An 11453-nucleotide genomic window follows, 5' to 3' on the forward strand; every position below is an offset into this window, starting at 1 on the left:
GGCTGGCCGATAACATGCCGCAAAGTGTCGTATACAGAGGCAAGGATACCGCGCACGGTGAGGACGGAAATCAACAATATCCCAAGTGATAACACCAGCCAGCAAGTGTTTTAACCGATAAGGCAAACACTTATTCCGCGGGAGAAAAGACTTGCACCACTTAAGTAACTGCTCTAATTTCGTTGTCGAACACTTTGATAAACAAGATTAAATTATTATTCACCCCTGAGCACTTCCCGTACAAAAGCATTCTAAGTTATTTATAAATCGGGAGTTTTGGGCAAGTCATTAAGTGCGAGTCTCTCGCCTTAGCCCATTAAAGTGAGGAGTTTCTATTTTGCGACTGCATTCAACATTCAATCATTTCACCCCTATCTCGCGCCCAAAAGCGGCCAAGTCGAGGTTTTTTCTCGGTTCGTTACTCGCCTGTACACTCGGCATCAGCAGTTTTACCGCCTATGGCGCCGATGCAGCTCAAGAGAAAAAAGCTAAGATGTTCTCCCATGACACTGTGGTTGAACTTGCCCAGCAACTGGCTCAAAAACCGTTTAAGGAAGCGAGAAAAGCCCCCAAGGAGCTAATCGATCTTGATTACGCCACCTATGGCAAAATCAATTATCAAGAAAACGCCGCGATTTGGGGCGGAACTCCCACTAAGTTTTCGGTACAACTGTTTGCCCCCGGCTTTTTATACAAAAACCTAGTCGATATCGATGTGGTTGAAAACAGCCATGCATTTCCTATCGAATTAACCGAATCCTCCTTTAGTGTGCCGAACGATACCATAGAGAAATTACTGACTCAGGTTGGCCAATACGCTGGCGTGCGCCTGCACTACCCCATCAATGATGATGAGGTAAAAGATGAGTTCATCATGTTCCAAGGCGCAAGCTATTTTAGAGCGCTGTCCAAAGGGCAAACCTATGGTTTATCGAACCGCGGATTAGCTATCGATGTCGCTCAACCTAAAGGTGAGGAATACCCATTATTCAAGCGTTTTTGGGTAGAGCGTCCGTCTAAGTATCAAACGGCGATTGTGGTGCACGCATTGTTAGATAGCCAGAGTGTTACTGGTGCCTATCGCTTCGGCATTTACCCTGGCGCGCCAACGCGGGTCGAGGTAGATGTGACTCTGTTCCCCCGCCGTGATATTACCCATGTAGGGATTGCACCACTGACCTCAATGTTTCTCTATGGTGGTTTAGATACGCCGGATAAGCCAGATTATCGCCCTGCGGTGCATAACTCTGAAGGATTACAAATTGATCGCGGTAACGGTGAGCGTTTATGGCGCCCGCTTAATAACCCAAATAAATTGCAGATCAGTGCCTTTGGCGATGAAGATATTAAGGGTTTTGGTTTAATCCAACGCCATCGTAACTTCGATTACTATCAAGATCTGACTGCAAACTATCAGCAGCGCCCTTCCGCTTGGATTGAGCCGCTTAACGATTGGGGTAAGGGTCAGCTAGTGCTACTGGAGATCCCATCGAGCGCCGAAACTAACGACAATATAGTCGCTTACTGGGAGCCTCAGGGCGGATTGAAGCAAGGTGAACCCTATCGTTACTCCTATCGCATCACGGCGTCTAACGATAGCCCCAGTGCTAACACTAAGGCACGAGTGGTTCGCAGCTCAAAAGGACAAAAGCAAGCCAAAGGTAAAGAGTTGCTTATCGATTACAGCAATATCAAACCACAAGATATTGAGAACATTGTGATTGATGCCAGTATCAGCAAGGGCAAAATTCTATCATCTCGTATCGTCGCTCATCCAGATATCAATGGTGCCCGCGTATTTGTGACCTTCGAGCCCGAAAGCACCAATGTGGCAGAACTGCGCATCCAATTGCGTAAAGATGAAAAACCTGTTGCTGCCACTTGGCTGTATCGCTGGAACAGTGACGATTGGCCCTAGGCAAATAAGCTAGCTATCCGTTACACCATAAAAACGCCGAACTTACGGCGTTTTTTATTGCGCTTGGTTCTACACTAACGAATGTTCAGATCTAACTCGATTATATTCTCAGCAAGTCGTGACAACATCATAACTCTTTAGCTATTCAGCTTCTTAATTTACAGGATAACTTGGGCAGGATAACGTCTTCGGAATATCTAGGATTATTTCTATCTAACAAAAATAGGGAACTTCAGTTCCAATTTTCGGCCCTATTTAGCGCGCCCATAAGATTTACTCCCCTACTCCACAGCGGTATATTACCCCTTCACAGCAACTGAATATTTGCTATATACACTTATTTACAAGATATCCATCTACTGCAATTACCATATTCAGTGTTAGTTATATTTCGCATCATGAATATGTCAGAGAAAAAATGAAGTTACCTACATTAAATGCTGCGTACTTTCGTAAGCCAACGACAATATTGTTAATGATAAGTATCTTACTTGCCATATATTCACTACCAATGATTGGACGAGTGTTTTGGCTTGCGTTGGTTTTACTCTGCTATACGCTGATTTAAATGCAAATAAAATGTTAATTCCGCAATTAACGTTAACATCTATATTAATCATCAGTGTAACTGTTGGTCGATAATACCCTGTTTCATCAACCCATCGAATCTAGATAACTCATTATCTAGACGGATATTTAAGCTATGCCGTTTTCAAACCTTAAACCAGCCTTTGCGCTTTCTTTGCTGTTTGTCCCGAATGCCTTTGCTACTGCCGTCGATTTTAGTGACTACGGTCCTTTACGCACCTACGCACAATCACCGACCCAAGCTGGCAGTTTAACACCGATGCTTAGATCTGGGTTTTCGTTACCTGAAGGTCAAAAAGAGCTGCACTTATCTGCAAGTGCGGCCAGTGTTTGGGCTGAAACCGATGATTATTTTGCCGATTACTACCACAACACCCTCGAAGGTGGGCTGACTTGGCAAATCAATGACAAATGGATGATAGACACAAGTTATCACTGGCGCTTTAGCGGCGATAATCACTTAGACTCGGTAACTATGTGGTTCCATGATGCTTTTGGTTTTAGCCAAAATGGTCGTGAAGATACGGCAAAACACCAAAACCAAATATTTTCTAAAGATGGTGTGAACCAACAAGATATTTCGGGTGAGACACTCAATAATGCCATTATGCTTTATGTTGGTTATCAATTATTTGAGAACCAACATCAGGGTTTATCCTTAGGTGGGAGCATATATTATAACAATGTGGACTCGGGTCCCTTTGAAAATGAAGCCTTTGAACAAGCGTTGCAGTTAAATTACAGCTTCCGTTACGAGAAACATCATTTTCATTCTAGCGCCGCCGTCAGTTTCAGGCAGGGAAATGAAGTGCTCTCGGGGATCCGCTACGATAATCATGCCTATTCAGTCAATCTCGGCTATGAATATATCACGGGTCGCCATGGCTGGTTAATTGAGTTACATCATTACCAAGGTTTATTAGAAACAGAAAATGATTTCGCTAAGGCGTCAAATGAAATATTACTCGGCTACCGTTATTACTTAGACACAAGTGCAATTGAGTTTTCCGTCGTTGAAAATTATTTCAATATGGATAACAGCACTGACATAGCCTTTAATATTGGCTACCGAGTTAAGTTTTAGTCACAATAAATTAAACACTCAATAACAAAAGAGGCTGTATTGCCTCTTTTTTTGTTATATCACACGTATTTTTTGAATAGGTTATTACATCAACAAAGCCTGGATATCGATAAAATGGGCGGCATGTTCTGCATCAGCCTGTTTAAGATGCGGAATACAACCAAGGAAAGGCGATGTCATCATCTCTTTAAGCGATGCTAAGTTTTCATCAAACACGCTCATATTGGGATCGACACAATTTGCCACCCAACCCGCCACGGTTAAGCCATCAGCTATAATCGCCTCTTGGGTTAATAACGCATGATTTAAGCAGCCCAGTTTCATTCCCACAACCAAGATCACTGGCAAATTAATTTGCTGCACTAATTCCGATAAATAACGCCCGTCCCCTAAGGGCAAACGCCAGCCTCCAGCGCCTTCTATCAAGCAAAAATCAGCCTGCGCAAAGGCTTGCCTATCTAACTTTGCCAAAATCGCCTCGGGGGATAAATTAACCCCAAGCTGTTTTGCGGCAATATGCGGTGCGATGGCGGGTTCAAAGCTTATCGGATTGACCTGCTCATAGCGAAGCTTTAAAGATGAGGCCGACATCAGTTTTAACGCATCACTGTTGCGTAAGCCCTGCGCTGTGATTTCACATCCCGAGGCCACAGGTTTGACCCCAAGGCTTAAGTTTACAGCGCCTATGCGAGCAGCTTCACGATTGAATGCGGTTAACAGCGCCGTCGACACTAAGGTTTTACCACTATCGGTATCTGTACCTGTTACAAAAAACATGCGTTTTCCTTCTTAATCCATGGTCAATCACGCGCTCAAAGCTAAACGACGAGCCTTACCCCCTATCGCCTTGGCGACGCACACGAAATTGGGCGATTTGATAGGTTAAAGGCAGGCCCTGAGCCTCACGGAATAGTTCTGCGCGTTGTTGCAATGCCAGCCAATCGCGGCGGCCACGCAATTTGCCTAAGTGAGCATCGGCATCTGAAGAGTTTTCGGTCTGTATGTACGATTGCACCGATGCGCCCACGCCCTTAATGGAATAGAGCAAGGTTTTCAGATCTTGAAAATAGACGGTCATTGGTACAAGTTGAACATCAAACAGCTGCCAATCTTTGGTATCAAAGGCGGCTTGTAAGCTTTCAAGGGATTGAAAACCGTTCACCCTCAAACCAAGATGGGATAACTGCGCCAGGCTGCCTTCGGCCACAATACTCAGGTGCGCTTCTCCACCGGGTTTTAAGACTCTGGCCATTTCACTGGTCGCAGCCGAAAAATCATGGCACCACTGCAGAGCCAAATTGGAGTAAATACTATCGATACTCCCATCGGCAAAGGGGAGTTGCTCGGCATTACCGCACACGCATTGGTGCCGAGGGAAAGACACTTGAAGTTGTTGCAGCATCCCTAGGGCGATATCGAGGGCATAAACCTTGATATCATCCCCCATTGCACGGTCGGCAAAATCGGTCCCCGGCCCCGCGCCAATATCAAGAATTGCGCCCATAGCAGCAAATCCCTGCAACAAACTCGCGCCGCTTAAACGCTGTAAACAGTTATGCTCTTGGTAGCGCTTGGCCGCAGCAGAAAACCGATCGGCAATATGCTCGACCTGACTGGCAGATGGATGGGAATTAACACTCACGCCAAGCGGCATAGACATCACAAATTATTCTCACTTTAACATCAAACTTTTACTTAGAATCTATTACGTTCAAGCTCTTCACTCTCAATACCCGAGCATTGAAGTGCCCTGCCATTCACCGGATGTTCTGAATCAAACGCTGGCTTACCGTTCAGGCCGCTCAGAAACCCTGGGCAATGCGCATTCCTTTAGCACAGTGGCAATTCCACTCACGCAGCGCCGTATTGCCGCCTCGCTATGGGATGCGCTTAAGGTAATGCGCAATCTTGCCGAGCCGACCGGCACTGTCGGTGGACGAATAGCTCCGACCCAAATGCCTAATACCTTTAGCTTTTCTGCCACCCGCAAGGTTTGCGTCGCATCACCAATAATCAAAGGTTGAATTGCCGTGTCACTTCCTAGGAGTGGAATGTCCGCATCTTGGCACAACTGCTTGAACAATAAGATATTGCGCTGCAATTTTTGCTTAAGCTCAGGATGGGCCTCAGTGTATTCAACAGCGGCCAAGGCAAGGGCCGCATTGGCGGGTGACAAGGCGGTGGAATAGATATATTCCCGTGCGTTGCTGACCAGAAATTCAATCAACTGCCGGCTCCCGAGGATCGCCGCGCCCTGACAGCCTAACGCCTTACCAAAGGTCACTATTTGGATATCGATATTCTTGGAAGCAGGAGTAGACTCAGCTTGAGCACTCACAGCATCAACAACGCCAAAGCCATGGGCATCATCGACAATCAACCAAGCATTATGTGCCCGGCAAAGTGCGGATAACGCCGAAATCGGCGCGATATCACCATCCATGCTGAACACACTCTCTGTGATCAGGGCTGAAACGGTGTTTTTCGCTAATAGACGCTCGGCACTTTCGATGGAATTATGTAAAAAGCGCTTAAAATCCGCGCCGCTGTCGCGCAATCCATCGATAATCGATGCATGGACCAGTTTATCGGCCAGTACCACATCCTGCTTATCGAACAAGGTTTTACACAAGGTAGTATTGGCACTAAACCCTGAGCTAAAAAGTAGTGCCGCCTCAAATCCCGTTATCTGGCACAGCTTAGTTTCTAGCGCCAAATGCGCCTCGCTGTAACCCGTCACCAGTGGTGATGCGCCGCTACCCACGCCATATTGCTTAGCGCCAAGGTGCAGCGCCTCGACCAATGCGGGAGCACGGGATAGGCCTAAGTAATCATTACTGCTGAAGTTAAGATAGCGCTGATCCGCTAAGCCAAACTGAGGGCCATCCTCACTGAGTGCTGCCGCGCTCGACAATGCCTGACGCTGCCTAAGCAAACCTTGCTCGGCTAACGCCTGCTGACGGGCGAGGATTTTTGAACTCAGTTTTGAGGTGAGTGGTGAACTCATTTTTTCTTACTCAACTTGTCTTGCTCAATTTTTCTTGCTGTGCATTTTACTTTGCTGGCTTACTCGGCGTCTTGACTGGTTTTTCGCGCAGTCTCGGCACAACGTCAGCTCAAATGCTCGCTGAGTCTCACCGCCCGCATCATCCTTTGGAACCTGCGCTTCGCCCTTAACGAAACGCAAGTCCAACGTAGCAAATTTTACTGTGGCGATAAGCCTTAGTTACAGCGCCGCCGCATCGTAAAAAGGTGCCGAGGCTTTATCTTGGTGAGCCGCAGCTTTGGCTAATACCGCCTGTTCATCATCGATAGTCGCGGCAGCGCCCTGCTCAGGACGTAAGCCTAGACGACGGAACAGGCCCATATCATCACTTTCTTCAGGGTTTGGCGTAGTCAGCAACTTGCAACCGTAGAAAATCGAGTTCGCGCCCGCAAAGAAACACATAGCCTGCAACTCGTCAGTCATGTTTTCACGGCCCGCCGATAAACGTACGCGGGACTTAGGCATTAAAATACGCGCCACGGCGATGGTACGGACAAACTCCAGCGGATCTAAATCATCGAGTTTTTCGAAGGGGGTGCCCGCCACTTTGACCAACATGTTAATGGGCACAGAATCGGGATGCTGAGGCAAATTAGCCAGTTGTTGCAATAAGCCCGCTCGGTCTGTGGCCTTTTCACCCATGCCAACAATACCACCAGAGCAAACTTTCATGCCTGATGCACGCACGTGGCTTAAGGTATCTAAACGGTTTTGATAGGTACGGGTCGTGATCACATCGCCGTAATATTCAGGCGAGGTATCTAAATTGTGGTTGTAGTAATCAAGACCTGCATCGGCCAGCTCATTGGCTTGTTCGGCACTTAGCATACCTAAGGTCATACAGGTTTCCATGCCAAGGGCTTTGACCTCTTGCACCATTTGCTTGAGGTATGGCATGTCTTTATCTTTCGGGTTACGCCAAGCGGCGCCCATACAGAAACGTGAAGCGCCCGCGGCTTTAGCACTACGCGCCTCGGTCAATACGGTTTCCATCGCCAATAGGCGCTCTTTTTCAAGGCCAGTATCGTAACGCGCACTCTGCGGACAATATTTACAATCCTCAGGACAAGCACCAGTTTTGATCGACAGTAATCGGCTGATCTGCACTTCATTAGGATCGTACACTTCACGGTGGATACTGTGTGCTTTAAATAATAAGTCATTCATCGGCAGCGCAAATAAGGCTTCGATTTCTTCCCGCTTCCAATCATGACGAACTTGCAACTGCGACATTGAACACCCTTTTATTTTTGTATTTTACCTTGGCTAGGATAACCTCAGCCCTTAAACTGTCAACGCCAACCAGTGATACAGGTTTACCACTGATTAATTTTCAATCAACACTGTGAGCTTTTATGCGCAATTTACTCGATTTGGATTTTGATAGCGCCCATATTTGGCATCCTTATACTTCAATGACCCGTGCACTTCCTGTTTATGGGGTACACAGTGCACAAGGCTGCGAGCTGGAATTGGTCGATGGCCGTAAGCTTATCGATGGCACCAGCTCCTGGTGGGCCTGCGTACATGGTTACGGACACCCAGCGATATTAACGGCGATGGAGCGGCAACTGCACCAACTTAGCCATGTGATGTTTGGCGGCATTACCCACGAGCCCGCCATTACACTCTGCAAAAAACTGCTGGCGATGACCTGCGAGCCCCTCACTAAAGTCTTTCTCTGCGACTCAGGCTCAATTGCCGTCGAAGTTGCCATCAAAATGGCGCTGCAATATTGGCAGGGGCAAGATTTGCCTTTAGCGCAAAAGGCCCAAAAACAGCGCATTCTTACGGTGAAGAAGGGTTACCATGGCGATACTTTTGCCGCCATGAGTGTCTGCGATCCCGAAGGTGGCATGCATACCATGTTTGGCGAAGCCGTCACGAAGCAGTGTTTTGTCGACGCGCCGCAAACACCCTTCGATGAGCCATTACGCCAAGATGATTTAGCGCCAATGCAACGTATTTTACGCGAGCAACATCCAGAGATTGCCGCCGTGATTATCGAGCCGATTATGCAGGGCGCTGGGGGAATGCGATTCTACAGCAGCGAGTATTTACGCGGCCTGCGTGCCCTGTGTGATGAATATAATGTGCTGCTTATTCTCGATGAAATCGCCACGGGTTTTGGGCGGACTGGTAAGTTATTTGCCTATGAGCATGCCGACATCACGCCCGACATTCTCTGCCTAGGCAAAGCCTTAACGGGCGGTTATATCAGCCTTGCCGCCACCTTATGCACGGATAACGTCGCCCAAGGCATTAGCCTATCGCCCGCCGGCGTCTTTATGCATGGTCCCACATTTATGGGCAATCCCCTCGCCTGCGCCGCCGCCTGCGCCAGCTTAGATTTAATCAATCAACAGGAGTGGCCAATACAGGTTGCCGCCATCGAGCAGCAAATGCAGCACGAGCTTGCCGATGCCATCGATATTCCCAGCGTGAAAGAGGTGCGCGTGCTCGGCGCGGTTGGCGTGCTCGAAATGCACCAAGCGGTCAATACCGCCGCACTGCAACAGCAATTTGTCGACTTAGGCGTATGGGTGCGTCCCTTTGCCAACCTGATTTATATTATGCCGCCCTATGTGATTAGTTCTTCACAGCTCACACGGCTAACTCGGGCGATGAAGCAAGTGGCGGCAACGATTGCCCCACCCCATGCCAATCAAAGCGAGGCACTGGTGACAGAGAGCATCACTATCAGCCACGGCTAAGGTTGTTCAATCACAATGCACTCGTGATGCAAGCTCAGCACATCTTAGCTTGGCCCAACTAAACTCAGCCAAATATCAGTTCAGCTCAGTTTCAGTTCTGCCGAATGCCTTAACGCTCGGCAGAACTGCTTCTCAAAGTCCTCAGGCTTTGGCTTTGCGATCCTAACCCTACTCACTCAACCGCTCACTCAATCTGCTCACTCAACCGGCTCTGAATTGAGTTATCTTTTGTACTCTTAATGTGGAGCACCTTACTTTGAGTGAAAGACGTCACATAAAATCGCTTTAGATAACCTTGTTCACAAATTGCATAAAATCTCACTATTTTCACATTTATTTAGCAAGTTAACTGGAAAATTAGTTAAAGCCAGTAATGCTTAATAACACTGACTTCCACATAAGTACGTTTCATAAGCAGCCGCTAAAAACCTAGGCAAAAAGGATAGCTTAGTGAGCGTGACCAAGAAAAAGGAGCTTTTATGTTTAAACTCGCCGACATTCCCGTCAGCCGAAAACTCGCGCTACAACTTATCACAGCCCTTATCGGCGCCTTAATTCTTCTCACCCTTTCTGTCACTACCTTAAAAAGCAATTTGATGGCGGAACGTGAAGCCAGACTCAATGCAGTGCTCAGCTTAGCCCTCAGTCGCATTCAAGCTTTACAGCAAAACTTACCCCTAGAGCAGGCTCAACAAGCCGCAAAAGAGATGCTTAACAATATGCGGTTCGACGGTGACAACTACCTGTTTGTAATTGATGAAACACGCCACATCATAGTTCACCCCGTTAAACCCGAGTTAGTCAGCCAGCAAATGGGCAACAATGGCGCAGAGCAGTACTGGTTCAGCATGGTCGAGTTAGGGCGCAATGGTCAGCAAGGTGTCTTGCAATATCCTTGGGTAACAGGCAATGGCAAAAAAGCCCAGAAAATGTCCTTAGTGATGGGATTTAAACCCTGGGGCTGGATTTTAGGCTCGGGGATTTTACTGCAAGACATTGAAAACACGATTTGGCATGAATATGTGCTAATGGGCGGCACTACACTTATTCTCATTCTGCTGATGGCGGCACTGGGCTACATTATCAGTCGCTCTATTGTTCAACCCTTAGATCAAGTGAACAACGCGATGCAAATCATCGCCACTGGCAACCTTACGCCGCAGCTTGCGGTCACTGGCAAAGATGAACTTGCGACCCTCGCCCACAATATCAATCAGAGCATGACAAGCATTCGAACGGCACTGGCAGAGGCTAACCACAGCGCCGACAATGTCTCACAAGCCGCTTCACGTATCGCATCGACCGCCGAAGAAACCAATCAAGCGGTAAACAACCAGCGGGACCAACTCGCCCAGTTAGCCACGGCGATGAACGAAATGAGCGCCACCATTGCCGATGTGGCCAATAATGCCGAAAGTACCGCGAAAGACACCAAAGAAGCCACCCGCGAAGCCGGACTTGGGGATAAGGACGTGCACGCCAGCGTTGACGGTATCCATGCGCTTGCCAAAGAAGTGGAGCAAGCAACGCAGCAAGTGAACAAGTTAAAAGAAGAAATCATGCAAATTAGTGAAGTGACGGCGGTGATCAGTGCTATTTCGGATCAAACCAATTTATTAGCATTAAACGCCGCCATTGAAGCGGCGCGTGCCGGTGAGCAGGGCCGAGGTTTCGCCGTGGTGGCCGATGAAGTGCGGCAATTAGCCAGCAGAACGAGGCAATCGACAGAGGAAATTCAAAACACTATTTCCCTATTACAACAACGTGCCGTCAGTGCTGCCAATGCGATGGATACGAGCCGCGATCTGGCTGAAAAGAGCGTTGATCAGTCCACAAAGGCAGGCAACGATTTATCCCTCATTGTGACCCATATTAAGCACGTGAGTGATATGGCCACTCAGATCGCAACCGCGGCCGAAGAGCAAAGCGCGGTGGCAGAAGAAATGAACCGTAACGTCTGCGGGATTAATAGTTCGGCGCTTGAAGTGTCTGAATCAGCCACCTATCTTGCTCAAGAAAGCGAGAGCCTCGCCGAGCTATCGCTTAATCTCAATACCAAACTGGCGGCGTTTAAGCTCTAAGCTCGAGTGAACTCAATATGGG

The 11453-nt window shown here is 47.8% G+C and carries 8 protein-coding genes; 4 read left to right on the top strand and 4 right to left on the bottom strand.

The genetic code is table 11. From position 1 onward, the window contains the following. Positions 1 to 337 precede the first annotated feature (337 nt). Positions 338 to 1918: a glucan biosynthesis protein G gene (locus K0H60_RS12675; RefSeq protein ID WP_220055962.1), complete on the top strand. Its 1581-nt coding sequence runs from the start codon at positions 338 to 340 to the stop codon at positions 1916 to 1918. A 703-nt stretch (positions 1919 to 2621) separates the two neighbouring features. Continuing rightward, positions 2622 to 3590, top strand: coding sequence for a DUF3187 family protein (locus tag K0H60_RS12680; protein ID WP_220055963.1), 969 nt, complete (start codon positions 2622 to 2624; stop codon positions 3588 to 3590). An 84-nt stretch (positions 3591 to 3674) separates the two neighbouring features. On the opposite strand, the gene bioD is transcribed toward K0H60_RS12680, so the two are convergent. From bioD to bioB, 4 genes are all read right to left on the bottom strand, one after another. Then, positions 3675 to 4367, bottom strand: a complete 693-nt coding sequence (bioD, locus tag K0H60_RS12685; protein ID WP_220055964.1) for a dethiobiotin synthase — start codon at positions 4365 to 4367, stop codon at positions 3675 to 3677. Positions 4368 to 4422: 55 nt separating this feature from the next. After that, the gene (gene bioC, locus K0H60_RS12690; protein ID WP_220058166.1) at positions 4423 to 5250 is read right to left on the bottom strand and encodes a malonyl-ACP O-methyltransferase BioC; all 828 of its coding nucleotides are present in this window, start codon (positions 5248 to 5250) and stop codon (positions 4423 to 4425) included. A 126-nt stretch (positions 5251 to 5376) separates the two neighbouring features. Next, a complete protein-coding gene (locus tag K0H60_RS12695; protein WP_220055965.1) occupies positions 5377 to 6597 on the bottom strand; it encodes an aminotransferase class I/II-fold pyridoxal phosphate-dependent enzyme in 1221 nt (406 codons plus the stop codon). A gap of 219 nt (positions 6598 to 6816) precedes the next feature. After that, positions 6817 to 7869, bottom strand: coding sequence for a biotin synthase BioB (bioB, locus tag K0H60_RS12700; RefSeq protein WP_011623120.1), 1053 nt, complete (start codon positions 7867 to 7869; stop codon positions 6817 to 6819). A gap of 122 nt (positions 7870 to 7991) precedes the next feature. Between bioB and bioA the strand changes: the two genes are divergently transcribed. Further along, positions 7992 to 9350: an adenosylmethionine--8-amino-7-oxononanoate transaminase gene (gene bioA, locus K0H60_RS12705; protein ID WP_220055966.1), complete on the top strand. Its 1359-nt coding sequence runs from the start codon at positions 7992 to 7994 to the stop codon at positions 9348 to 9350. 479 nt (positions 9351 to 9829) lie between these two features. Continuing rightward, complete coding sequence (locus K0H60_RS12710; protein ID WP_220055967.1) at positions 9830 to 11431, top strand: methyl-accepting chemotaxis protein; 1602 nt, start codon at positions 9830 to 9832, stop codon at positions 11429 to 11431. Positions 11432 to 11453 lie beyond the last annotated feature (22 nt).

This window comes from Shewanella mangrovisoli (genome assembly GCF_019457635.1).
In the GTDB taxonomy this organism is placed as follows: Bacteria; Pseudomonadota; Gammaproteobacteria; order Enterobacterales; family Shewanellaceae; genus Shewanella; species Shewanella mangrovisoli.

Coding starts and splice junctions, on each gene's coding strand:
- K0H60_RS12680 (WP_220055963.1), top strand. CDS start 2,622: ATGCCGTTTTCAAACCTTAAACCAGCCTTTGCGCTTTCTTTGCTGTTT.
- bioD (WP_220055964.1), bottom strand. CDS start 4,367: ATGTTTTTTGTAACAGGTACAGATACCGATAGTGGTAAAACCTTAGTG.
- bioC (WP_220058166.1), bottom strand. CDS start 5,250: ATGTCTATGCCGCTTGGCGTGAGTGTTAATTCCCATCCATCTGCCAGT.
- K0H60_RS12695 (WP_220055965.1), bottom strand. CDS start 6,597: ATGAGTTCACCACTCACCTCAAAACTGAGTTCAAAAATCCTCGCCCGT.
- bioB (WP_011623120.1), bottom strand. CDS start 7,869: ATGTCGCAGTTGCAAGTTCGTCATGATTGGAAGCGGGAAGAAATCGAA.
- bioA (WP_220055966.1), top strand. CDS start 7,992: ATGCGCAATTTACTCGATTTGGATTTTGATAGCGCCCATATTTGGCAT.
- K0H60_RS12710 (WP_220055967.1), top strand. CDS start 9,830: ATGTTTAAACTCGCCGACATTCCCGTCAGCCGAAAACTCGCGCTACAA.